The organism is Paenibacillus sp. FSL H3-0302 (assembly GCF_037982245.1).
GTDB classification, from domain to species: Bacteria; Bacillota; Bacilli; order Paenibacillales; family Paenibacillaceae; genus Paenibacillus_AQ; species Paenibacillus_AQ odorifer.
This window is the reverse complement of record NZ_CP150284.1, coordinates 118,769-142,584: the sequence shown is the minus strand read 5'-3', so window position 1 is coordinate 142,584 and position 23,816 is coordinate 118,769. Positions and strand designations below refer to the sequence as shown.

The following is a 23,816-nucleotide window of genomic DNA, read 5'->3' as shown; positions in this document are numbered from 1 at the left end:
CTAATAACATTTACTTGTTTACACAAGTTGCTAAAAGATGTTCTAAAACGCAAATTCGTTTCGGTATCCAGTTTTCAAGGATCAAGTTGAAAAAGTTATTCATTTAAAAATTTATGGTGGAGCCAAGCGGGATCGAACCGCTGACCTCCTGCTTGCAAGGCAGGCGCTCTCCCAGCTGAGCTATGGCCCCATAAAATTACTCTATAATGTTATATGGTGGGCCTTGGTGGACTCGAACCACCGACCTCACCCTTATCAGAGGTGCGCTCTAACCAACTGAGCTAAAAGCCCATATAACATATATAACATTGTGAATCAACCAATGAATTGGTTGTCCGCTTGGCAACGTCCTACTCTCCCAGGACCCTTCGGTCCAAGTACCATCGGCGCTGGAGGGCTTAACGGTCGTGTTCGGGATGGGTACGTGTGGAACCCCTCCGCTATCGCCACCAAACGCATACGAAAGAGACTTGCTCTTTCAAAACTGAACACGAGTGAGTGTTCGAACCCGAAGGTTCTATTGTGGAAGCTGAGCTTCCGATTTGAATGTCCTCATTGCAGAGAACGATTCTCCATAGAAAGGAGGTGATCCAGCCGCACCTTCCGATACGGCTACCTTGTTACGACTTCACCCCAATCATCTACCCCACCTTCGGCGGCTGGCTCCCTTGCGGGTTACCCCACCGACTTCGGGTGTTGTAAACTCTCGTGGTGTGACGGGCGGTGTGTACAAGACCCGGGAACGTATTCACCGCGGCATGCTGATCCGCGATTACTAGCAATTCCGACTTCATGCAGGCGAGTTGCAGCCTGCAATCCGAACTGAGACCGGCTTTGATGGGATTGGCTCCACCTCGCGGCTTCGCTTCCCGTTGTACCGGCCATTGTAGTACGTGTGTAGCCCAGGTCATAAGGGGCATGATGATTTGACGTCATCCCCACCTTCCTCCGGTTTGTCACCGGCAGTCACTCTAGAGTGCCCAACATTACTTGCTGGCAACTAAAGTTAAGGGTTGCGCTCGTTGCGGGACTTAACCCAACATCTCACGACACGAGCTGACGACAACCATGCACCACCTGTCTCCTCTGTCCCGAAGGCCGCTGCTATCTCTAGCAGATTCAGAGGGATGTCAAGACCTGGTAAGGTTCTTCGCGTTGCTTCGAATTAAACCACATACTCCACTGCTTGTGCGGGTCCCCGTCAATTCCTTTGAGTTTCAGTCTTGCGACCGTACTCCCCAGGCGGAGTGCTTACTGTGTTAACTTCGGCACCAAGGGTATCGAAACCCCTAACACCTAGCACTCATCGTTTACGGCGTGGACTACCAGGGTATCTAATCCTGTTTGCTCCCCACGCTTTCGCGCCTCAGCGTCAGTTACAGCCCAGAAAGTCGCCTTCGCCACTGGTGTTCCTCCACATATCTACGCATTTCACCGCTACACGTGGAATTCCACTTTCCTCTTCTGTACTCAAGCCACCCAGTTTCCAGTGCGACCTCAGGTTGAGCCCAAGGTTTAAACACCAGACTTAAATAGCCGCCTGCGCGCGCTTTACGCCCAATAATTCCGGACAACGCTTGCCCCCTACGTATTACCGCGGCTGCTGGCACGTAGTTAGCCGGGGCTTTCTTCTCAGGTACCGTCACTCCGGTAGCAGTTACTCTACCGGACGTTCTTCCCTGGCAACAGAGCTTTACGATCCGAAAACCTTCATCACTCACGCGGCGTTGCTCCGTCAGGCTTTCGCCCATTGCGGAAGATTCCCTACTGCTGCCTCCCGTAGGAGTCTGGGCCGTGTCTCAGTCCCAGTGTGGCCGTTCACCCTCTCAGGTCGGCTACGCATCGTCGCCTTGGTGGGCCGTTACCCCACCAACTAGCTAATGCGCCGCAGGCCCATCCCTCAGTGACAGATTGCTCCGTCTTTCATTCTTCTCTCAGGAGAAAAAAGAAATTATCCGGTATTAGCTACCGTTTCCGGTAGTTATCCCAGTCTGAAGGGCAGGTTGCCTACGTGTTACTCACCCGTCCGCCGCTAAGTCATTTTGAAAGCAAGCTTTCAAAATGACTCCGCTCGACTTGCATGTATTAGGCACGCCGCCAGCGTTCGTCCTGAGCCAGGATCAAACTCTCCAATTAGTATTGAAAAGAGCGATATGCTCATTTTGAAACATCTGACGAGAAAATTAATTCTCTAATTTTGGATTTCACTTACGTGATTTCCTACTCACTCGTTGTTCAGTTTTCAAAGATCAATGTCTCATCTTTCGTCGTCGTTGCTTGTCAGCAGCGACCTTTATAATATATCACAGCGCCTTTGTTTTCGTCAAGCATTTTTTTAATTTCTTTTTTCGCTTGACCATTTCAGCAAGTTGTTAATCAACAGCTTGTCCAAACGGGCGAGATTTAATGTATCATATTTTTCAAAGCCACGTCAAGCATTAAAATAAAATTATTCTTAATCCGAGCAACATAACCACGCCAGGAAGCCCAAGAACCGTTACTGCGCCTATAGTTGCAGGGTTTAAAGGGATATACACCTGCGTGAGCAAACCTGAGAAGTTCACTACATATATCCCGAGTGCAGCCAATACCAAATGAACCCCAAATAAACTTAGCCACCCAAAACCCAGCTTTTTTCTAAATACAACTAAACCTAATAAGATAACGGATAATATCAATACGCCCATAGCTATCATTCTAAGCATGTAGATCCCCCTTATACATTTATTTATAAGCCCTTATATTTGACTGCTGTTCAACCCCAAGCTTTTTGCATGTTTGAGATGTATCTGATATTTACGTTCTGCAGCCTCCAAAATATATATCGCGTAATCTATCTGATCCTGTCCCAACGCCTCGTCGAACATCAAGTACGCCCTCTCCCACTCTGAATGCGCCTTACGGACCTCTAAGAGGGTTTCCAATCCCTCACTTTCCTTTTCGCCTTGTTCCTTATCCACTCCCCACCACAGCTCTCTCCACCATCCCATTTCAATTCCTCCTCAGAATAATTTTGATGCAAAATACACATCTCGTTATTCTCATTCATATCGGGATAGGGACAAACTTAGAACAAAAAAAAGGAAACCCGAGGGCTTCCTTTTTGAAAAATACCACTATAGAGCTGCTAGAATAGCTCGCGACGGCCTTCCAACGCTTTGGACAAAGTAACTTCATCAGCGTATTCAAGATCGCCACCTACAGGCAAGCCATGAGCTATCCTGGTGATTTTAATCTCAAACGGCCGAACAAGACGAGAAATGTACATCGCCGTTGCTTCACCCTCAATATTGGGGTTAGTCGCCATAATAAGCTCGCTTACTCTCTCATCACTCAGACGGGTTAATAATTCTTTCAAGCGAATATCATCAGGGCCGATACCCTCCATAGGTGAAATAGCGCCCTGAAGAACATGGTAATATCCATTAAACTCCTTGGTTCGTTCTATAGCCACCAAATCCTTAGAGTCTTGAATCACACATATCACTGAAGGATCTCTAGTTTTGTCCTGACATATCTTACATGGGTCCGTATCCGTAATATTACAGCAGACCGAGCAATAGTGAAGATTTCGTTTGACGCTTACTAGCGCTTTTGCAAAATCAATGACTTCATCCTCTTTCATGTTAAGCACATGAAAAGCTAACCGGGCGGCTGTCTTCGGTCCAATCCCGGGCAAACGCGTAAAAGCATCGATCAGCTTAGCTAGCGGTTCGGGATAATACAAATTAATAATTCTCCTTTAGACTGAAGTGGAGTGGGCTATTAGAACAAGCCTGGGATCTTCATTCCACCAGTGAATTTACCCATGTCATTGTTAGCAAGCTCTTCAGCTTGAGTCAATGCATCATTTACAGCAGTGATTACAAGATCTTGCAGCATTTCAACATCTTCCGGATCAACGGCTTCCGGTTTAATTTGAATAGACAGCAATTTTTTGTGGCCGTTTACTTGAACAGTAACTACGCCGCCACCTGATGAACCCTCAATAACCTTGCCTCCGAGTTCCTCTTGAGCTTTAAGCATTTGCTCCTGCATTTTCTTAACTTGCTTCATCATTTGGTTCATATTATTCATACATCGTCTCTCCTTTGGAATGCGCAATTAGCGCTAGTATGTTTATATTACTCTTTTATGACAACAAGGTCTTCTCCAAAAAGCTGGATAGCCTCATCAATCCAAGGTTCAGGTTTAGCTTCTGCAGTATCGTGTTCATGCTCCAGCTGCAGTTCTTCTTTGCCAGTCTGTCCCACAGACTTCTGGGCAGCTTCATTCCAGTCACGAAGCATCATGGTTACAAGTCTATAAGGTTTGCCTAGACGCGCTGCAAGCACACTCTCAATAACCTGTCTGTTTGCCGGCTTCTCAGTAGTATCGCGGTGAATCGTGTTCTTGAATGCAACAAGCACCGCATCCTCCATAATTGATACTGGCTCACCGTCTACAAACCATGCATGAACCGTTACCTTTTCCTCTTTTACTCCCTGCAGGACAAGGCTCCACTGTTTATAGATAGCTGCAAAATCGGGACTATCCTTACCAGCAATAAACCTATCTACGTTAGGAGGCATTTTGGAGGCTGAAGAAACCCGCGGTGTTGGAACCGCGTGCGATTTCGGTGCAGGAGCACCATCACGCCCTCCTCCGGAAATACCACCGGATTGCATTGCCTGTTCCAGCTTCTTCTCCAGTGCTGCGATCTGTCTTTTGAGAAGATCCAGTTCACCAGAGTCAATGCTCGAATGATTGGCGCTTACTCCGGCATTTGTTTCACCTAACGGAGCAAATGCGGCACTCTGACTTACCTCTTGCTGCAAGCTGCAAAGCTTCATCAGCGCCACTTCAAACAGTGTCTGAGGATGCGTTGCGTATTTCATTTCACCTAGGTATTTATTGATTGTATCTACAATCTGAAATAGACGCTCCCGAGAAAATGCGGTGGCCATATCTTTAAATTCAGCAGGATTCAGCACCCGCTCTGTTAATTGATCGGCCTCGGGTACCATCTTAATCATCAATAAATCACGGAAATAATACATGAGATTCTCTAGGCATTTATCTGCACTTTTACCTTCATGCATAAGCTGCTCAACGAGCTCCAGAAGAAGACCCATATCACCTTCTAATATGGCAGTGGCAAGACGTGCAAATTGCTCGGAGGGAATTCCTCCTGTCATTCCTAACACTTGCTCGTACGTAACATTACCATCTGTAAAGGATGAAATCTGATCCAGCAAGCTCAATGCATCACGCATACCACCATCAGATAGACGGGCAATATACTGCAATGCGTTGTTATCCGCTGTAATCCCTTCCTTCTCACAAATAGCAGTCAGATGGGCGGTCTGTTCTTCTAACGCCACTCTACGGAAGTCAAAACGCTGACAACGGGAAATTATTGTCGCCGGCAATTTGTGAGGTTCCGTTGTCGCAAGAATAAACATCGCATGTGACGGCGGTTCCTCCAAAGTCTTTAATAGAGCATTAAAAGCTTCTGTCGTCAGCATATGCACTTCATCAATGATATACACTTTACGGCGCACCTCGGTAGGTGCATACTTCACCTTCTCACGCAGATCACGAATCTCCTCTACGCCCCGGTTTGATGCCGCATCTATTTCCTGCACATCCATTACATTACCCGCAGCGATTCGCAAGCAGGATGGACATTCGTTACAAGGTTCCGGACCTGGCCCACGTTCACAGTTAACCGCTTTAGCTAAGACTTTAGCAGCACTTGTCTTACCAGTTCCCCGCGGACCGCTGAACAGATAGGCATGCGAAACCCGCTGTTCACGAATTGCGTTCTGCAGCGTTTGGATAATGTGCTGTTGTCCAACCATGTCTTGAAACGACTGCGGCCGCCAAGCACGGTACAGCGCGATATGTTCCACTATGCATTACCCTCTCTTAAGCTGCCGCTTTCCCGGCATTTGTCGCAAATTTATTATACTATATTCATCGGCTATTGACCAAAAACAAAAAGCATCTTTGCTTGTGGCAAAGATGCTATGATAAACAGAATTATAAACCGTGCACCTGTTATTGATGGCTACGATCCAAGCGGCAACCCTACATGACTGCTCGAGTTAGGCCACCCTCCGGCACAAGAGTAATCTTACTTATGGCTGCTTCCTTCCGGACCTGACCAGGTTCATAAGCACTCATTGCGGAGGACCCAACTGTCAACACAGCCCGTAGGAACCAAGGCCTCACATCGATAGCACCTCTAACAGGAATTCAACCTCGCTACAGCGGATTGCGAGTTACAGGGCACCGCTACCTCCCCGTCTAGCACGGCGAAGATAAGTATAGCTCACGCTCGGACAAAAATCAACTCTAAGACATAAAATGAGCCCCTCAGCTATACAGCTGGGGGCTCAATCTAACTGTTAAGCCGCAAAGCGACTGTTCAAATTAGATACCATATTTCTTCTTAAATTTATCAACGCGACCGCCGGCATCCAAGAACTTCTGCTTGCCAGTGAAGAACGGATGGCAGTTGGAGCAAATTTCGACACGAAGCTCTTGTTTAACAGAGCCAGCTTCGAAAGTGTTGCCACATGCGCAGGTTACCTTAGTTACATTATACTTTGGTTGAATTGCTTCTTGCATTTTGAATTTCACCTCTCATGCCCTAAGCCTCATGCGGACCCAGAGTTATATGATTACACTGTGGTATTTTAGCACGAAATATCAAATTGGGCAATATGTTTCATTTTTACATTTTAGCTGCTTAAATATTGATTCCCCGCCGCTTAGACCGCGCCATATCTGCTGGTGGCACATGTGTATAAGAGCCTATAACTACATCCGGCAGTTCTTCGCGGAAAATATCAAGCATCGTCTTCATCCCAAGGATTTCACCCTGGGCAGGAGGAATCAACTCTAAATAACTCTCCGGGTCAATGTTTAGATTGCGCATCTGAATAAGCTTAAGATCAGTACGTCTTACAAACTCCAGCATCGCTTCAATCTCTTCTTCGCGATCAGTCACTCCAGGGAAGATCAGATAATTGATCGATGTGTAAACCCCCTGCGAAGCAGCGTATTTCAAAGATTTTTCTACATTGGCCAATGTATAACCGCGTGGTTTGTAATAAGCATTATAATGGTCATCAAGGGCACTGATTGTGCTGACACGCATCAAATCGAGCCCAGCATCAACGATTCCTCGCATATGATCGCTTAATCCCGCATTGGTGTTGATATTGATATAGCCCATATCAGTAATCGAGCGCACTTCACGAATAGCTTCTATAATAAGTTTTGCCTGCGTGGAAGGTTCCCCTTCACAGCCTTGTCCAAAGCTGATAATCGATTCAGGCGTCTTTAAATGCTCCAACATAACTTGTGAAATTTCGTTGACCGTAGGCCGGAAATTCATCCGAGTCTGCGGAGATACAAAGCCGCTATCATCAGGTTGCTCAGAAATACAGCCAAAACATCCAGCATTACATGAATAAGAGACGGGTACACCGCCCTCCCAACGCCCTAAAAAGGTATTGGAGGAAGTCAGGCATTCATAGCCAAGCGCACAGTTAGAAAGATGCTCATAGAGGCGGTTATCAGGATATTTGGCTGTCATCTCACCAACACTGACTTCAAGATCTTCTTTGTCACAATTAAGTGGATTCCATTTCTCTGGATTATCGGTAGGGTCTGCCGCAACATAGAACCCGCCATCCTTCCACACTACAGCCGAATACCCAAACAGAGGAAGCTTATAAGACTTATCTGTCTTCACATAACCAGGAAGACATAGACGAGTGTAGCCTTGCGGCAGCAGCGCTCCGACAGCCTGCGAGCCTTCCGGCAAAGACATCATTTCACCCGTCTCAGGATTCATACCCACAGCACGTGTACTAGGCAAGCCCACGAGCGTAGCACCTTCTGGTAATGGAATTAATTCTTCCTGCAGCATTTCAACAATCATATCCCCACTACGGGCTAGCCCGTACAGTTCGGGATGATCATATACGTTTCCTTGCCCGTCGGCATATACCAAATACATGTTAGTCTCCTCTTATTATCAATTCTCAAGTTGTAGGTACTGAAGGTGTCTTCGCCCGTGTGGTACGACGAGCAGCTGTACCGCTGTTGGAGGTGCCTCCGTTACTTGCAGTCCCGTTTGGTGTTGTTTTTGCCCCAGCAACGTCAAAGGATGCCAAGAACTCAGCATTAGTCTTCGTATCACGCAGCTTTTTGATGAATCCCTCCACAAAATCGTAGGACTCGTTCATATTTTTGCGAATCGCCCAAATCGTATCCAGTTCTTCTTTGCTCAAGAGCACTTCTTCGCGACGTGTACCTGAACGACGAATATCGATAGCTGGGAATATCCGGCGTTCCGCCAATTTGCGGTCCAAATGAAGCTCCATATTACCGGTACCCTTAAATTCTTCATATATAATATCATCCATACGCGAGCCAGTATCTATTAATGCTGTTGCCAAAATAGTTAATGAGCCGCCTTCTTCCACATTCCGTGCAGAACCAAAAAACCGCTTCGGCCGGTGAAAAGCCGCCGGGTCAATCCCCCCGCTAAGTGTACGTCCAGATGGTGGAACCACCAGATTATAAGCACGCGCCAGACGCGTAATGCTATCCAAAAGAATAACTACATCCTTCTTGTGCTCAACTAAACGAAGTGCCCTTTGCAACACAAGCTCAGCCACTTTAATATGATTCTCTGGAAGCTCATCAAACGTCGATGCAACCACTTCGCCTTTTACAGAACGCTGCATATCGGTTACTTCTTCAGGACGTTCATCAATCAGCAATACAAAGAGCTCAATCTCAGGATTATTAGTGGAAATACTATTGGCAATTTCTTTTAAGAGGAGCGTTTTTCCTGCTTTTGGAGGTGCTACAATCAAACCCCGCTGCCCCAAACCTACAGGAGCGAGCAAATCCATTATTCGGGTAGACAAATGAGTAGAGGATGTTTCAAGCGGTAGCTTGTCTTGCGGATAAAGTGGTGTTAATGCTGGAAAATGAAGACGCTCCGCTGCACTAGCAGGGTTCTCGCCATTAACTGCATTGACTTGAAGCAGGCCAAAATATCGTTCATTTTCTTTTGGTGTCCGACATTTACCAGACACAAGATCTCCGCTTCTGAGATCAAACTTACGAATTTGTGAAGCTGAGATGTAAATATCTTCAGCACTGGGCAAATAGTTAATCGGCCTAAGAAATCCATAGCCCTCAGGCAAAATTTCTAGTACGCCTTCCATAAACATGAGACCGCTCTGCTCTGCCTGTGCCCGAAGGATCGCAAAGATCAGTTCCCGTTTCTTCAGCTGTCCGTAATAAGGAATCTGGTATTTCTTGGCCAGCTTATATAACTCGGTCAGCTTCATTTCTTCCAGATCGGAAATTTGAAGATCCATGTAATAACCACCTATTCAATTTTTAAATGAGTTCTTCCTAGTCTATCTACTAGGCAAAAATATGATTCTATTAAAATGCTCATTAGGTTAGTATTACCCCAAATGGAAGGAAATATGCGGTTTGGCCGCAAATTAATACTCCTTCCAAGCGGGATATCCTAATATTATTCATTCTCACGCCAAACATGAGCACCAAGTTGCCGAAGGTTGCTCACTAAATTATCATAACCACGATCAATATACTCTACGCCGGTCACTTCAGTAATACCATCTTCTACTGTTAACCCGGCAATGACAAGGGCTGCACCCGCACGCAGATCAGCTGCCTTTACTTTAGCAGCATTAAGTTTACTGCCCTCAATAATTGCAGATCGGCCTTCAACACGAATCTTTGCGCCCATTCTTACCAACTCTGGCACATGCTTGAAGCGGTTGCTGTAGACGAAATCGCTAAGCACACTAACCCCTTCTGCCTGTGTCAGCATACTTGTCATAGGAGATTGTAAATCTGTAGGAAATCCAGGATAGGTCAGTGCTTTAACATCTGCATGTTCATAATTAGCTCTACCTATAACTCGGATACTTTCATCAAGCTCTTCAATATCCACGCCCATCTCTAAAAGCTTGGCTGTTAAGGCTTCCAAGTGCTTAGGAATAACATTATCTATCAACACATTACCGCGCGTAGCCGCAGCGGCAATCATATAAGTTCCTGCTTGAATCCGATCGGGAATAATGGAATGACGGCAACCGTGCATTTCCGAGACCCCTTCGATCCGGATGGTTTCTGTACCAGCGCCTTTAATAACAGCGCCCATAGAGTTCAATAGGGTAGCTACATCTATAATCTCAGGCTCTTTAGCCGCATTTTCAATAATTGTAGAGCCTTTGGCTCGTGAAGCCGCCAGCATGATGTTTATAGTGGCACCTACGCTTGATACGTCCAGATAAATCTTCGCACCGCGTAGCTCTTTTGCATATAAGTGGATAGAACCATGTTCGTTGGTAACTGTTGCTCCCAAAGCCTCGAATCCCTTGATATGTTGATCAATTGGACGAGGTTCAAAATTACAGCCACCAGGAAGACCTATTGTCGCTTCTTTGAATCTTCCAAGCAGAGCTCCCATCATATAATACGAAGCTCTAAGTTTCTTAACCGGCCCATTGGGCATTGGAATAGATACAATACGTGAAGGGTCAATTCTCATCTGATTGCCTGACCAGGATACATTAGCGCCAAGCTCTTGCAAGATTTCGGAGTAAACGGCTACATCACTAAGGGACGGTAAATTATCCAGAACAACTTCAGATTCGGCCAAAATTGCCGCAGGAATAAGCGCGATGGCACTATTCTTTGCTCCACTGATGGTTACAACGCCCTCTAGCGGACGTCCACCGCCAATCATTAATTTTTCCATAGATTTATCAATTTCCCCCTACGTGTATTGCAGCTGGGTGGGCAATACGTGCTGTGGACTTTTAGTGATGAAAATGGAAAGACACCGGCTAAGCGGTGTGCTTTCCTCATCAAACTATTCAACTGGACAGAGTAATAGCCCTATCCTTTAACAAATTGCTTGTCCACCTGAGGCGGAAGCTACAATGATTAGGCTTTGTTGTTGGATCCAAATTCGCGAATTTTACCAATAACGGTTTCTTTGATTGCATCACGGCCTGGTGCGATGAATGTACGTGGATCGTAAGCATCAGGTTTAGCAGCTAGAACTTCGCGAACCACTTTTGCGAACACGATTTGATTCTCAGTGTTCACGTTGATTTTGGAAGTACCCAGGGAGATGGCTTTCTTGATGTCATGTTCAGGAATACCTGTACCACCATGAAGAACCATTGGGATGTTAGTAGCGTCACGGATTTCTTCCATTTCTTTGAATCCGAGGTTAGGCTCGCCATGGTAAGGTCCATGAACGGAACCAAGTGCAGGAGCCAGGGTGTCGATACCTGTTTCTTTCACAATACGTACGCACTCATCAAGCTTAGCATACATGATGCCGCCGATAACGTCGTCTTCTTGTCCACCAACAGTACCTACTTCAGCTTCTACAGAAACGCCTTTAGCGTGAGCATATTCAACGACTTTTTTAGTCATATCGATGTTCTCATCGATTGGGTGATGGGAACCGTCGATCATTACGGATGTAAATCCAGCATCAATTGCTGCTTTACATTTATCAAAGCTAGATCCATGGTCAAGGTGGATAGCTACAGGAACAGTGATATTCATGTCAATAATTAGACCTTCAACCATTTTAACAACAGTAGTGAAGCCGCCCATGTGGCGTGCTGCGCCTTCAGATACACCAAGGATTACTGGTGATTTTTCTTGTTCAGCGGCACCAAGAATAGCTTGAGTCCACTCCAAGTTGTTAATGTTGTACTGACCTACTGCATATTTTCCTTCAAGTGCTTTGTTCAACATGTCTGTCATAGATACTAATGGCATGGTTTCATCCTCCTAAGAATGTTGGTTGGCTATGTTTTTAAACCGACATCACATACAGGCTTATTATAGCACATCCTGTGTCAAATACTAAATAGGGTAAACAAAAAAATGTCCCGGTGGGACGATTTTTATCCAGCCCATATAACAATTACACTCATCCTCTTCGGAGTCACCACGCGAAATAGGACCGATACAGAAATCACCGTTCTAACTGCATTGATCCACAGACTTGTTATGAAGATGCATGTTTACCGCTACGCGCATTTCGTCTATGTCGAACGGCTTTGTAAAATGCATTAACGCCCCTAGCTTGGTCGCCTCCTTAATCATGTCCAGTTCACCATATGCCGTCATCATAATGACCTTAATGGACGGATTGATCTCCTTTAGATGCTTCAGAATCTCGAGTCCATCCATTCCCGGTATTTTCATATCGAGTAAGACCAAATCGGGTGACTCGCTGCGAACAATGTCTAATGCCAATTTTCCGTTAGCCGCTTGAAATGTTGTATATCCCTCACTATTGAACACTTCCATAAGAAGAATCCGGATCCCATTCTGATCATCGACAATTAATACTTTCTTCTTTTCCATACGATACCCTCCCAGAAATTAAGGCAGATTGACTATACCGCGCTCTCCACAGCGACCGGCCCCTTTAGAAACTACTCCATACGAAACCTATTATTCGTGCTTTACTGTCCAAATCCTGCTAATTGGATAAAATGGGTAAATAAAGAGTCTAAAATGAAATAAATGTCAGTTACAATATTTCTATTAAAGGGTAATACAAAAAGAGAGCCTTCGGATGAAGGCTCTCTTCGATTATTTAAGAACCGAGGGTTCTTTCTGTCTGTGTATAAATTATTGCTGCTCGGAATGGGTCAAAGAGGCTTTGACAAATTCACGGAATAGCGGTTGCGGGCGGTTCGGACGTGAAGTGAATTCCGGGTGGAATTGAACCGAGAGGAACCACGGATGCTCTGGAAGCTCTACGATCTCTACTAGACGGCCATCCGGAGAAGTTCCGGAGATAACCAGTCCTGCTTTTTCAATTTCGTCACGGTAAGCATTGTTGAACTCATACCGGTGACGGTGACGCTCATATACCAGTTCATCATCATAGCAAGACATTGCCAGAGAGTCCGGAATAATCTTACAAGGATACAACCCAAGACGCATAGTGCCGCCCATATCTTCAATATCTTTTTGCTCAGGAAGCAAATCAATCAATGGATATTGTGTATTTGGATCGATTTCGGAGCTGTTTGCACCTTGTAGTCCAAGAACAGAACGGCCATATTCAATTACAGAAACCTGCATTCCAAGGCAAATGCCAAAGAAAGGTATCAATTGCTCACGGGCATAACGAATAGCGGAGATTTTACCTTCGATTCCCCGATCACCGAAACCACCAGGAACAAGAATACCGCCAATACCACGCAGCATTTCGTCCACGTTCTCATCCGTAATTTCCTCTGCATTCACCCAGCGGATCTTAACCTCTGCATTCGCAGCAAAACCTGCGTGTGAAAGTGATTCAACAACGCTCAAATAAGCGTCATGCAGTGCTACGTACTTACCTACAATTGCGATTTCTACTGTCTTCTCTAATTTCTGAATCCGGCTAAGCATACTTTCCCATTCGCGCATATCTGGCGCAGGTGTTGTAAGCTTCAAATGATTAACAACAATCTCGTCCAATCCTTCATCACGAAGGTTCAATGGAACTTCATATAACGTCGAAGCATCGCGGCATTCCACAACAGCATTAGCATCAATATCGCAAAAGAGTGCGATTTTGGCTTTCATATCTGCGGAAAGCTCATATTCCGTACGGCATACGATGACATTCGGTTGAATACCGATACTGCGCAGCTCTTTAACGCTATGCTGTGTCGGCTTCGTCTTCACTTCTCCAGCAGCCTTGATATAAGGAATCAAGGTTACGTGGATATACATCACATTTTCCCGGCCAATATCACTCTTGATTTGACGAATCGCTTCCAGGAACGGAAGACTTTCAATATCCCCTACAGTACCGCCGATCTCTGTGATAACAACATCAGAGTTGGTCTCGCGGCCCGCGCGGAACACGCGTTCTTTGATCTCATTCGTAATATGCGGGATAACTTGTACAGTTCCACCCAAGTACTCTCCACGACGTTCCTTGCTGATTACGGATGAATAGATCTTACCTGTCGTCACATTGCTGTTCTTCGACAGATTGATATCAATAAACCGTTCATAGTGCCCAAGGTCAAGGTCAGTCTCTGCACCGTCATCCGTTACGAAGACTTCTCCGTGCTGGTAAGGGCTCATTGTTCCAGGGTCTACGTTAAGATACGGATCAAATTTCTGAATCGTTACCTTTAGACCTCTGTTCTTGAGCAGCCTGCCCAGCGAAGCGGCGGTAATGCCTTTACCCAGGGAAGACACAACGCCACCCGTTACAAAAATATACTTTGTCACTGTAAAACCCTCCTAAATAAAGTCCAAACATAAAAGCGGCACATGGTGTTTATCGTAACCCGTTTTACTATCATCAAAACAGGGGAAATCAAAAGTTTAATTCACCGGGGAAAACATAAACCGTAATCCCTCAAATTCCATTAATCTACAGCTACTTTGCATCTAAAAAAACAAAAAAGTGACACCCGTAGAACCGGGGCACTTTTTATTTTAGAAAACACGTTTATTAACTTACATGATAAGCCCATGCAATAGTTTACTCTGACGATCCCCCACTGTCAAGGGAGGAATTATGCCACAGACAAGACTCTTCAGATTATTGATCTTACTTGTCATCCTCGGAATCTTCATCGTCGCCATCTTCTGCATCGTCTTCGTCCGTATCGTCTTCGTCTATGTCATCTTCATCGATCACGACATCTTCGTCGACTTCTTCTTCGCTGTCGTCGTCAGAATAGAGGTCGTCGCGATCTTCATCGATAGCGTCGAAATCCTCTTCTTCAGCTGTGTAGTTTTCTTCTTCATCAGCAAAATCGTCATCTTCCAAATCATCGTCTTCATCGTTGATGATGCGCACCCGTTTAGTGTTACCAACCGGATCATCGGAGCGCTCAAGAGGATACCAGCGTTTCAGTCCCCAAAGGTTGGTTCCGACACAGGCAAAACGCCCGTCAATGTTAATCTCGGTATATAACTGGGCAATAGTATCTTGGCTTTCTTGATCGGTCATGCCGCGTAACTTGGCTACCTCGACCATCAGATCACGGTAATAATACGGTGTATTGGCTGCTTTAAGCACCAGAAAGGCAAGATCCACCATTGGCATTTCTTTAACTTTCTCAGGGTCTAGCTTTAAATTGAGTGGCGTACTCACTAAAGGACACTTCCTCTCACGCATTGTTCACATTACGGTTTATTTCAATAATATCCATTAACAAAACTAAGTAAAACCTATTTAACAACAAAATGCAAGTCAAATGCAAGAACCGTCCAACAGAAAAAGCCTCCTGCTTATTATCCATACAGGAAACCTGTCTTCATCAAGAAGAGTTGATATGTAATTGTAGCAAGGTTCGCCGCACCCAAAGTTTTTAGAAATGGGATTTAAAAAGGCGGAGGAAGACCTCCGCGCATGACTGTATCCACGCCAAGGATCGGCTCCTTACGGGATGTTACAAAGAGAGTTTTAATCTCTTCTGTTTATTTTATGTAAAGCGCCGTCTTTTGACACGCTGGGCAGCCCATTTCCTTAAAAAAGGGCAAGTTCCCATTCGGACCCCTCCCTCCGCTCATACAATATGGCAGCAGGGCACCGAGGAGGGACAGCGAAACCTATGGACTATTACAAATTTTGGAACATGCTTCTTGAAGAAATATCGGTTGCCCCCAAAAATGGTGAGCGGCGTATTCTTACCTTCAACGATCCCCGCCAGTATGCCGGAGCTTTCTCCCAATGGAAGGCTCTAAAAGCAAAGCAGCCCGAGCTGCGGCAAGTACAGGTATCTCCGCTGATTCGGGCCTTCTTCGTGCCCGCTGCCGCCGGAAAGCTGATGAACCGATTTGCAGACCTTCTAAATGTCGAAGACGATCTGCAAATCCAAATCCATTCCATAGCTAACGAAAAAAGCGGAATTGCAGCGCTCCCATGGGGGGTGAAAGCGATTCATGCTCCTCAGGCATGGTCTAAATCAACCGGAGTTCACGTCAAAATCGGCGTCATTGACACCGGCGCGGATTACCGTCATCCCGATCTGAAGCATTCATTAGCCACTGGAGTCAACCTACTACACCGCGGAATGCTGCCGCTGGATGATAATGGGCACGGAACTCATATCGCCGGAACCTTAGCGGCAGCAGGGGGGAATCGCGGAATGATGGGAGTGGCGCCGCGAGCGCTGCTATATCCAGTCAAGGCTTTTGATCATAGTGGATCAGCCTATGTATCCGATATTGTGCTAGGTATTGATTGGTGTGTGCAGAACCGAATCGACGTCATTAATATGAGCTTTGGAATGAAGACTAGAAGCAAGGCGCTCCACAATGTGGTTATAAAAGCGTATCGGGCCGGAATCGCCGTCATTGCCTCCTCTGGGAATGACGGCAAACGTGGCGGGGACTATCCCGCACGTTATCCCGAGACGATAGCCGTGGGCGCCATCGATAAAAGACACCGGGTTGCCGGCTTCAGCAATCGCGGTTCATATATCGATGTATACGCGCCCGGCGAAGGCGTGCCCTCCTGCTGGCTGAAGGAGGGCTACAAAGAAATGAGCGGCACCTCCATGGCGACCTCGCATGTCACGGGAGCCGCCGCACTGCTGCTCGCACTGCGACCGGGCCTCACGCCAAGGGAGCTGAAGCTGCTCTTGCGCCGCACCGCGTCCCCGGTGCGGCTGCGTAAGGGGCAGCGCCGCGCATCCCTAGGCGGCGGCTCTGCCGATGCCCTACGCCTGCTGAGAGCAGGAGTAAGGGCGAAGCGTTCGGTCTCCGCGAACGTGTAGACCCCGCCCGGGCACCGGGTGGGTCACTCTGACGTTAGCGCAGCTGATGCCGGTGCGAAGAACGGCAGCAAAGAAAAATCCGCCCCCCAGGAAACCGGAAGGCGGATTTTTTGTCGTTTGCTGTTGATTTACATGCGATCCGGTGCAGAAACTCCGACAAGACGCAGTACATTGGCAATAGTAGTACGTGTTGCGCCCAGCAGAGCAAGACGCGCCACGGTTTGAGCAGCATCCTCAGTAATTACACGTTCAGCTTTGTAATAACTGTGGAACATCGCAGCCAGCTCATATACATAACGAATGAGGCGATGTGGAGCATAACCTTCAGCCGCAACAGCGATTTCTGCCGGGAGCTCACCAATTTTGCGCAGCAGGTCATATTCATGCACTGCTGTCAGCTTGGAGAAGTCAATTTCAGCGTAATCAGGGATAGAAATCCCTTGCTCCTCTGCCTGACGGAAAATACTGCAAATACGCGCATGCGCATATTGAACATAGAATACAGGATTTTCATTAGAAGTAGAGATCGCCAAATCCATATCGAAATCAAGATGAGAATCCATGCTGCGCATGGTGAAGAAATAACGAATCGCATCGATCCCTACTTCCTCCATCAAATCTTCCATCGTAACCGCTTTGCCGGTACGTTTGGACATTTTGACCTTTTCACCATTCTGGAACAGGCTGACCATCTGAGCAATCAGAACCACTAGCTTCTCAGGATCATTGCCAAGGGCTGACATTGCCGCCTTCATCCGCGGAATATAACCATGGTGATCAGCGCCCCAAATGTTAATCATTTTATCGTAACCGCGGCCATACTTATCGCTGTGATAAGCAATATCCGGGGTAAGGTAGGTATATGTGCCATCATTTTTGATCAAGACACGGTCTTTATCATCCCCGTATTTTGTCGTTTGCAGCCAGGTTGCCCCATCTTGCTCATACACTTCTCCACGATCACGGAGCTCGTCCAGCGAGCGCAGCACTTCTCCGTTCTCATACAGCGAGGTTTCACTGAACCAGATATCGAAGTTTACACGGAAAAGACCTAGATCACGTTTAATTTTATCCAACTCTTTATTAAGTCCATAGGTCCGGAAAAAAGCAGCGCGCTCACTAGGGCTCATCTCGAGCAAGGTATCGCCCTTTTCTGCCACAAGCTCCTTCGCAAAACCCTTAATATCCTCACCATGGTAACCATCTTCCGGCATTTCTGCCTCTTGACCCAGCTCCTGCAGGTATCTGGTTTCAATGGATTTACACAGATTAGCCACTTGGTTACCGGCATCATTAATATAATATTCCCGGGTCACCTCGTAACCTGCATAATCAAGCACATTACACAGCGCATCACCGACAGCAGCACCACGGGCATGCCCTAAATGTAGGCTACCCGTTGGATTGGCACTGACGAACTCCATTTCAACCTTCTGACCTTGACCCAGATTAATACGGCCATAGTCATCCCCCTGCTCAGCAACAAGGCTGATGATTGGGTACAAGTAATTCTTAGACAGGGTAAAGTTAATAAAGCCTGGTCCTGCAATCTCCGCTTTCTCAATAGAAGCTCGGCTCGTATCCAAATGCTCAATAATAGCTTCAGCAATCTGGCGTGGATTACGTTTAGCAATTTTGGTCAGCTGCATAGCAGCGTTCGTAGCCAAATCACCATGCGCCTTATCTCTTGGTACTTCAAGTACAATATCCGGAACCTCTTCCGGTGCAACCAGCCCAGCATTCACAATCGCATCGGCGATGGCTTCTTTTACCCGTTCATTTACAAGCTCTAACGGATTCTTACTATGTGTCATAATTTCGGTTCCTCCTGTATATGCAAACTAATAGCGAACTTTCCTGTCAATTCCTCGTAAACGTACAAATCATATTCCCAGGCAACCGTTAAAGAACGCCCTTCGCGCACAACTTCCAGCTTGTTCGTTTCCGTAGAAAGATTGAACTGCGTATATGGCGAGCGGTAGAATCCTGGCAGACGCCGTCCAGCTTCAAAGCTCTGCTCCGACTGAATCCCGCCATGGCGGATTAGCTTCAGTTGATTGCCTGCAATCTTTATCGTTGTACGAACAGAAACTTCCTCTCCGCGAGGACCCTGCTCTAATTCTTCATATTGAATATATAGATGCGGTCCCTTGGATGTTACTTCTCCATTCGCTTCCATAACATTTCGCTGACCATCTTGAAGGCTCACGAGCGTAATAGAGACATCATATTTGTCAGACTGTATTTCAGGCATCACACGTTCCTCCATTCTGCAAGCCTCTGCATTCTGCATAAGAAAAACGTCTAATGGCAAAGCTTAAACATTTTTATATTAATCAAAGGCCTATTTCGCTTTCCCATTGTACACTATAATCCAGTTCAAAGAAGCATTTCAATACAGAATCAAGCATATCTTCATAAGCACATAAAATATTACCATATTGATGATTAAAAGCACACTTTGAACGTCCATTCTCTATGTATATCACTTACTTCGATAATATTTGCACCTACCAAGCACCTATCAGACATAGATGACCCTAAACGCAGGATGATTCCATATTCGGTGTGATAACGGACCCCTTAGTCGCTATTGGCATAAAAAACAACCCATTTGAACCTCTTTCTAGGGAATAGTGTTACTGGAGTCCGAAACCCTATCCCAAAGGCCGAAAATTTGCAAATAACGTCAACTGGGTCCGTACCCCTCCGAGGATGAGGGATCTGATAAGGCCACTGATAAGGGTACTATTCAAGCAAGCAACCAAGGATAAAAAATGCAGAGCAGCGATTCTCCAAGTATCCGGAGAATCGCTGCTCTGCTGTCTATTTGCGATGTTTACAATACTTCGGACCCTTATATTTTTTTATTGAAGAGAATTATTGGGTCGTCACTTTTAAAGAAAACCTGCTTTCCCATGAAGCTCCGCCGTCTTTGGTCACATACAAGGAAGAGTAATCAAGCTCACGGATGGCGAGCCAGCCCTCTTTATTACTAGTGAAGGAGATTACCCCGTCATAACCAGCGAGCTCCGGAAGATTAGTCCATTGCTTACCGCCGTTATAAGAGCGTCCAACTGCCACTTTCTCTGCTGCTGGAGAAAATCCCACTAAAAAAGATGTGCTGTTTCCCACAAGCTGCAGGTTCCCGGGTTTGCCAGCGGCTGGCCCTTTATTGAATTCAGCCTTGCCACTGCCTGGCGCAGGCCCGCCGCCGGCAGTTTCCTGAGCGATCACACGATTCCAACTTTTCCCCCTGTTCGCACTTTCATACAGCGAGTAGGAGGTCTGACTCATCCCCGTACCGCCATAGAGCACTACAGCGACCTGATCTCCCTTAGCGGAGATTTGTCCAAACTCGGGCTCGGCAAAAGCCGCCTTCAGTGAAAGGCTCCAAGTTCCCCCTCCATCTGTGGTCTTCATTACCCGATATCCGCTTCCCGGCACGATTACAACCGCCCAGCCGGTATTCCGGTCACTAAAATAAGCGCCTCGTGTATTGGGTGGGGTGGAAATTTTACTCCAGCTCAGCCCCCCGTCTTTGGTGTAAAACGTGGCGGCTCTCTCATAAGCAAAACCTTTCTTACTATCGATAAAATTTATTCTTTCAAAGCTGACGGCATTGTTCGAAAGTCTCTTCCACTCCGAGCCACCGTTAGAGGTACCAATTAAATATTGAGCCTGCCCCTCCTCTACAGAAGCAAGAGCAAAGCCATGTACATTATCGGGAAAATCGAATTGTTTGAAGCTCCATTGGCCTTGATAGATCTCTTGAAAATGGCAACCTCCGTCAGAGGTACCAATCATAAATCCATTACCTGCTGCCCGTCCAATATTCCCATTCAAAAACTGAACATCAGAAAAGCTAAGCGGTGTGGATACATCGCCTGAATGCTTGTTTTGCAGGGCCTGTAGCAAGCCGTGATCTCCCGTGCCGCAAGTCGCTGGTGCTGGTGCAGCATGTACAGAAGTTACAGGTGCACTCCAGCCTGAAACCATAATAAGCGTCGCCGAGAGGGCGGTTATTGTCGTCTTATGAATCCTTTTCGTCCATTTCATGATGACACCTCCTAATATGTATATACCCTTACTCACAATCCCTACTCTGTTATACCGCCAGAGAGGATACCCTATCTACCTTAAACAATCACAAAATAGAAACAATTTGTTACCCTCCATATCCCTAATGAATATCCTTCCAGATCCTTCCCCATAATATGAAAGAAAGGAGTCTGGTGCCATGACACGCGAATCAACGAATCCACCGAAACGAAAAAGCCGCTTCCGGCGTTTATTTCGGCTGCTGGCAGCCTTGATCATATTATTTGTATTAACCACCGGAGCTCTGCTCGGTTATCTATATCAAAAAGATCTTCCACCGATTAGCGATGATGTGCGCTCCAAGCTGTTTGACTCCCGGGGCAATGTTCTTGCCACCTTTACCTCAGACGGCCGCAGCCGTGAACCCGTCAAATTAAGTCAAATTTCTCCCCTGCTCATTGAAGCTACACTAGCAGTCGAGGATCGTAAATTTTATGAGCATTCCGGATTTGATCTGAAAGGGATGGCACGAGCTGTTCTTGTCAATCTGGAAGAGGGGAACCGGTCGCAGGGTGCTAGTACGCTAACTCAACAGCTCGCACGTAACCTCTACCTATCCCATGAAAAAACGTGGACGCGCAAGGCTAAAGAAGCTGTCTATACGATGCAGCTGGAGATGAAATACAGCAAAGATGAAATCCTGAACATGTATTTAAATAATATCTATTATGGCCACGGTGCTTACGGCATTGAAGCAGCCTCACGGATGTATTTTGGTAAATCTGCAGCTGATTTAGACCTGGCAGAGAGTACCATGCTGGCTGGAATTCCAAAGGGACCTACCTATTATTCACCATACAACCACATGGACAATGCTAAAAACCGCCAGAGAATCATCCTGACCGTCATGGCGAATTTAGGTAATATCACTCAGGAAGAAGCCGGACAAGCTGTCCAAGAGAACTTAAACTTCAAGCCGCAAGGGCAAAAGGATACGCTTGTAGCTGCGCCTTATTTCCGGGATTATATCCGCAATTTGGCTATAGAATCGCTCCACATCAGTAATGATGAGCTGGAGCAAGGCGGACTAAATGTCTATACCACCCTTGACCCTGACATGCAGCATGCCGCAGAAAATGCTGTTGACACAGAGATGGATCAAACTAGTGATCTGGAGACTGCGCTTGTATCCATCGATCCTCGCACCGGTTACATCAAAGCAATGGTCGGCGGAAAAAATTATCGTACCAACCAGTACAATCATGCTTTGGCCACCACACGCCAGCCGGGTTCTTCCTTTAAGCCGATTATGTATTTGGCCGCACTCTCTTCCAAAGAGATGACAGGACTTTCGGTCTTCAATAGTCAGCCAACGATGTTTCATTATGATAACAACCGCAAAACGTATCAGCCCCGAAACTTTGGGGATAAGTATCTGGGTGAAATTAATATGCGGCAAGCTATCGCAGCATCGGACAATATCTATGCTGTTAATACAATTATGAAGATCGGCGCGGATAAAGTGAGCGAAATGGCTGCGAAGATGGGCATTGACAGTCCACTTCAAAGCGTACCTTCGCTGGCACTAGGCACTTCACCGATCAGTCCGCTTGAAATGGCTGCGGCTTTTGCTGTAATTGGAAACAGCGGTCAGAAAATGCCGACCACAGCCATTCTAAAAATAACCGATTCAAATGGCATGGTCCTGTATGAAGCACCTCAACCCAAAGGAGTAACCGTCGTAGAACCTTCAGCTGCCTATGTCCTGACTCGTTTAATGGAGGGGGTATTCGAGACTGGGGGGACGGGCAATCGTGTGGCTTCCATAATCAAACGTCCGGTAGCCGGCAAGACCGGCACTACGGATACAGATGGCTGGATGGTAGGATTCACCCCGGAGCTATCCACGGCAGTCTGGGTTGGATACGACAAGGGGCGCGACATCGCAACTACCGACGGACGGCGTGCGGCTCCTATTTTCGCCCAATTTACTGAAAAAGCGCTGGAAAATGTCCCTCCAAAAATTTTCCCCATTCCAGATGGAGTGGTCAGCGTATACGTCAATCCGCAATCCGGTAAACTTGCTACAGCAGCATGTCCCGACAAAGAACTGGAAACCTTTATTAGTGGAACTGAGCCCACCGAATACTGCGAATTGCATGGAACTGGCGCCGCTCCTGCTGTCGATGACACACAAAGCAAGGTAGATCCTGCTGAAGAGAATCGTTCCCTATGGAAGAACATTAAACGCTGGTGGTTGAATTAGCCTCTTCATTTATATTGAAGGGGTTTTTCTTTTTTTATAAGTCATATATTGTAGTAACAACAGGATTTCTAAATTCAAATATCACTTGTCGCATAAGGGATGTAACCGTTTTATTTATTATGCTTACCCCATTCTCTTAACTCACAATTACTGCTATAATAGTTATTAGAAACCAAAATATAATGATGTAAATGAGGGACATGGGATGAAGGATACAGGCATGATCCGGAGTTTAGACAGTCTTGGGAGAATTGTGGTTCCCGCAGAAATCCGTATGACGCGTAATATCGACATTGGTGATCCTATCGAATTTTTTGTTTTAGACGAAAAAATCATCGTCCTTAGGAAGTACACCTCGACAGAGTGTACATTTTGCAGAAGCCACGACCATGTCACCTACTATAAAGAGCAGTTTATTTGTAGCAGCTGTCTAAAAGAAATTGTCGATCCTGAACGCATGTCTCAATTGCCAGAGTCACGTGAGGATTTTGTTGTTGAGGCACCAGAGCACAACACCAGCATCCGAAAGTCGAAGACAGAGGAAATGTGCCAACGTCTGGAACAAGCTATTGAAGATCATCCCTATGCCAACCAAAAAGAACTTGCAGAAATCCTCGGGATTAGCCAAGCCAGAGTGAGTCAGCTCAAACGCAAGCTTAGCAGTACAAGCAAATCATAAATTA

Annotated in this window: 19 protein-coding genes, 2 tRNA genes, 2 rRNA genes and 1 other RNA gene; 3 read left to right on the top strand and 21 right to left on the bottom strand. The window is 46.3% G+C overall.

What is annotated here, in order from left to right:
* Positions 1-114: 114 nt before the first annotated feature.
* The 18 genes from MHH50_RS00680 to rpoE all read right to left on the bottom strand — a co-directional run bounded on the left by MHH50_RS00680 (position 115) and on the right by rpoE (position 15,199).
* Positions 115-190 (bottom strand) — tRNA-Ala (locus tag MHH50_RS00680).
* A gap of 24 nt (positions 191-214) precedes the next feature.
* Positions 215-291 (bottom strand) — tRNA-Ile (locus MHH50_RS00675).
* Between the two features lie 46 nt (positions 292-337).
* Positions 338-454 (bottom strand): 5S ribosomal RNA (gene rrf, locus MHH50_RS00670).
* Between the two features lie 124 nt (positions 455-578).
* Positions 579-2,136: ribosomal RNA gene (locus MHH50_RS00665) — 16S ribosomal RNA — on the bottom strand.
* A 302-nt stretch (positions 2,137-2,438) separates the two neighbouring features.
* Complete coding sequence (locus tag MHH50_RS00660) at positions 2,439-2,705, bottom strand: pro-sigmaK processing inhibitor BofA family protein (RefSeq protein WP_038568084.1); 267 nt, start codon at positions 2,703-2,705, stop codon at positions 2,439-2,441.
* A 33-nt stretch (positions 2,706-2,738) separates the two neighbouring features.
* The gene (locus MHH50_RS00655) at positions 2,739-2,990 is read right to left on the bottom strand and encodes a DUF2508 family protein (RefSeq protein ID WP_340033842.1); all 252 of its coding nucleotides are present in this window, start codon (positions 2,988-2,990) and stop codon (positions 2,739-2,741) included.
* Positions 2,991-3,127: 137 nt separating this feature from the next.
* Positions 3,128-3,727 (bottom strand): recombination mediator RecR, encoded by a 600-nt coding sequence (recR, locus tag MHH50_RS00650; RefSeq protein WP_036679922.1) that lies wholly within the window; start codon positions 3,725-3,727, stop codon positions 3,128-3,130.
* A 38-nt stretch (positions 3,728-3,765) separates the two neighbouring features.
* The gene (locus tag MHH50_RS00645; RefSeq protein ID WP_036679924.1) at positions 3,766-4,077 is read right to left on the bottom strand and encodes a YbaB/EbfC family nucleoid-associated protein; all 312 of its coding nucleotides are present in this window, start codon (positions 4,075-4,077) and stop codon (positions 3,766-3,768) included.
* A 47-nt stretch (positions 4,078-4,124) separates the two neighbouring features.
* The gene (gene dnaX / locus MHH50_RS00640) at positions 4,125-5,894 is read right to left on the bottom strand and encodes a DNA polymerase III subunit gamma/tau (protein ID WP_339189088.1); all 1,770 of its coding nucleotides are present in this window, start codon (positions 5,892-5,894) and stop codon (positions 4,125-4,127) included.
* A gap of 137 nt (positions 5,895-6,031) precedes the next feature.
* Positions 6,032-6,300: signal recognition particle sRNA large type (gene ffs, locus MHH50_RS00635), an RNA gene on the bottom strand.
* A gap of 117 nt (positions 6,301-6,417) precedes the next feature.
* Complete coding sequence (gene rpmE / locus MHH50_RS00630; RefSeq protein WP_036679927.1) at positions 6,418-6,615, bottom strand: 50S ribosomal protein L31; 198 nt, start codon at positions 6,613-6,615, stop codon at positions 6,418-6,420.
* Between the two features lie 121 nt (positions 6,616-6,736).
* On the bottom strand, positions 6,737-8,014 hold the full coding sequence (locus tag MHH50_RS00625; RefSeq protein WP_340033841.1) for a radical SAM protein: 1,278 nt from the start codon (positions 8,012-8,014) through the stop codon (positions 6,737-6,739).
* A gap of 25 nt (positions 8,015-8,039) precedes the next feature.
* Positions 8,040-9,392 carry a transcription termination factor Rho gene (gene rho, locus MHH50_RS00620; RefSeq protein WP_340033840.1) on the bottom strand — a complete coding sequence of 451 codons (1,353 nt, stop codon included), beginning with the start codon at positions 9,390-9,392 and terminating at the stop codon, positions 8,040-8,042.
* A 164-nt stretch (positions 9,393-9,556) separates the two neighbouring features.
* Positions 9,557-10,810 (bottom strand): UDP-N-acetylglucosamine 1-carboxyvinyltransferase, encoded by a 1,254-nt coding sequence (locus MHH50_RS00615; RefSeq protein WP_036679932.1) that lies wholly within the window; start codon positions 10,808-10,810, stop codon positions 9,557-9,559.
* A 188-nt stretch (positions 10,811-10,998) separates the two neighbouring features.
* Positions 10,999-11,853: a class II fructose-1,6-bisphosphate aldolase gene (gene fba / locus MHH50_RS00610; RefSeq protein ID WP_036679934.1), complete on the bottom strand. Its 855-nt coding sequence runs from the start codon at positions 11,851-11,853 to the stop codon at positions 10,999-11,001.
* 207 nt (positions 11,854-12,060) lie between these two features.
* The gene (locus MHH50_RS00605) at positions 12,061-12,447 is read right to left on the bottom strand and encodes a response regulator (protein WP_036679935.1); all 387 of its coding nucleotides are present in this window, start codon (positions 12,445-12,447) and stop codon (positions 12,061-12,063) included.
* 270 nt (positions 12,448-12,717) lie between these two features.
* Entirely contained in the window at positions 12,718-14,325 is a 1,608-nt protein-coding gene (locus tag MHH50_RS00600; protein WP_076130377.1) for a CTP synthase, read from the bottom strand.
* Between the two features lie 325 nt (positions 14,326-14,650).
* Positions 14,651-15,199, bottom strand: a complete 549-nt coding sequence (rpoE, locus tag MHH50_RS00595; protein WP_036679939.1) for a DNA-directed RNA polymerase subunit delta — start codon at positions 15,197-15,199, stop codon at positions 14,651-14,653.
* Between the two features lie 460 nt (positions 15,200-15,659).
* Between rpoE and MHH50_RS00590 the strand changes: the two genes are divergently transcribed.
* On the top strand, positions 15,660-16,826 hold the full coding sequence (locus tag MHH50_RS00590) for a S8 family peptidase (RefSeq protein ID WP_036679942.1): 1,167 nt from the start codon (positions 15,660-15,662) through the stop codon (positions 16,824-16,826).
* 128 nt (positions 16,827-16,954) lie between these two features.
* Here MHH50_RS00590 and argS read toward each other — a convergent pair whose 3' ends face one another.
* From argS to MHH50_RS00575, 3 genes are all read right to left on the bottom strand, one after another.
* Positions 16,955-18,640, bottom strand: a complete 1,686-nt coding sequence (gene argS / locus MHH50_RS00585) for an arginine--tRNA ligase (protein ID WP_036679944.1) — start codon at positions 18,638-18,640, stop codon at positions 16,955-16,957.
* Positions 18,637-19,080 (bottom strand): DUF1934 domain-containing protein, encoded by a 444-nt coding sequence (locus tag MHH50_RS00580; RefSeq protein WP_036679946.1) that lies wholly within the window; start codon positions 19,078-19,080, stop codon positions 18,637-18,639. Before MHH50_RS00580 ends, argS begins: the two co-directional genes overlap by 4 nt.
* 626 nt (positions 19,081-19,706) lie before the next feature.
* A complete protein-coding gene (locus MHH50_RS00575) occupies positions 19,707-20,885 on the bottom strand; it encodes a hypothetical protein (RefSeq protein ID WP_340033839.1) in 1,179 nt (392 codons plus the stop codon).
* A 181-nt stretch (positions 20,886-21,066) separates the two neighbouring features.
* On the opposite strand from MHH50_RS00575, the gene MHH50_RS00570 reads away from it, so the two are divergent.
* Complete coding sequence (locus tag MHH50_RS00570) at positions 21,067-23,133, top strand: PBP1A family penicillin-binding protein (protein WP_340011720.1); 2,067 nt, start codon at positions 21,067-21,069, stop codon at positions 23,131-23,133.
* Positions 23,134-23,338: 205 nt separating this feature from the next.
* A complete protein-coding gene (locus MHH50_RS00565; RefSeq protein ID WP_038568063.1) occupies positions 23,339-23,812 on the top strand; it encodes an AbrB/MazE/SpoVT family DNA-binding domain-containing protein in 474 nt (157 codons plus the stop codon).
* Positions 23,813-23,816: the final 4 nt, after the last annotated feature.

What these genes read in the sequence shown, in the direction of transcription:
- MHH50_RS00660 (WP_038568084.1), bottom strand. Translation starts at nt 2,705, where the DNA reads ATGCTTAGAATGATAGCTATGGGCGTATTGATATTATCCGTTATCTTA.
- MHH50_RS00655 (WP_340033842.1), bottom strand. Translation starts at nt 2,990, where the DNA reads ATGGGATGGTGGAGAGAGCTGTGGTGGGGAGTGGATAAGGAACAAGGC.
- MHH50_RS00645 (WP_036679924.1), bottom strand. Translation starts at nt 4,077, where the DNA reads ATGAATAATATGAACCAAATGATGAAGCAAGTTAAGAAAATGCAGGAG.
- rpmE (WP_036679927.1), bottom strand. Translation starts at nt 6,615, where the DNA reads ATGCAAGAAGCAATTCAACCAAAGTATAATGTAACTAAGGTAACCTGC.
- MHH50_RS00625 (WP_340033841.1), bottom strand. Translation starts at nt 8,014, where the DNA reads ATGTATTTGGTATATGCCGACGGGCAAGGAAACGTATATGATCATCCC.
- rho (WP_340033840.1), bottom strand. Translation starts at nt 9,392, where the DNA reads ATGGATCTTCAAATTTCCGATCTGGAAGAAATGAAGCTGACCGAGTTA.
- MHH50_RS00615 (WP_036679932.1), bottom strand. Translation starts at nt 10,810, where the DNA reads ATGGAAAAATTAATGATTGGCGGTGGACGTCCGCTAGAGGGCGTTGTA.
- fba (WP_036679934.1), bottom strand. Translation starts at nt 11,853, where the DNA reads ATGCCATTAGTATCTATGACAGACATGTTGAACAAAGCACTTGAAGGA.
- MHH50_RS00605 (WP_036679935.1), bottom strand. Translation starts at nt 12,447, where the DNA reads ATGGAAAAGAAGAAAGTATTAATTGTCGATGATCAGAATGGGATCCGG.
- MHH50_RS00590 (WP_036679942.1), top strand. Translation starts at nt 15,660, where the DNA reads ATGGACTATTACAAATTTTGGAACATGCTTCTTGAAGAAATATCGGTT.
- argS (WP_036679944.1), bottom strand. Translation starts at nt 18,640, where the DNA reads ATGACACATAGTAAGAATCCGTTAGAGCTTGTAAATGAACGGGTAAAA.
- MHH50_RS00580 (WP_036679946.1), bottom strand. Translation starts at nt 19,080, where the DNA reads ATGCCTGAAATACAGTCTGACAAATATGATGTCTCTATTACGCTCGTG.
- MHH50_RS00575 (WP_340033839.1), bottom strand. Translation starts at nt 20,885, where the DNA reads ATGAAATGGACGAAAAGGATTCATAAGACGACAATAACCGCCCTCTCG.
- MHH50_RS00570 (WP_340011720.1), top strand. Translation starts at nt 21,067, where the DNA reads ATGACACGCGAATCAACGAATCCACCGAAACGAAAAAGCCGCTTCCGG.
- MHH50_RS00565 (WP_038568063.1), top strand. Translation starts at nt 23,339, where the DNA reads ATGAAGGATACAGGCATGATCCGGAGTTTAGACAGTCTTGGGAGAATT.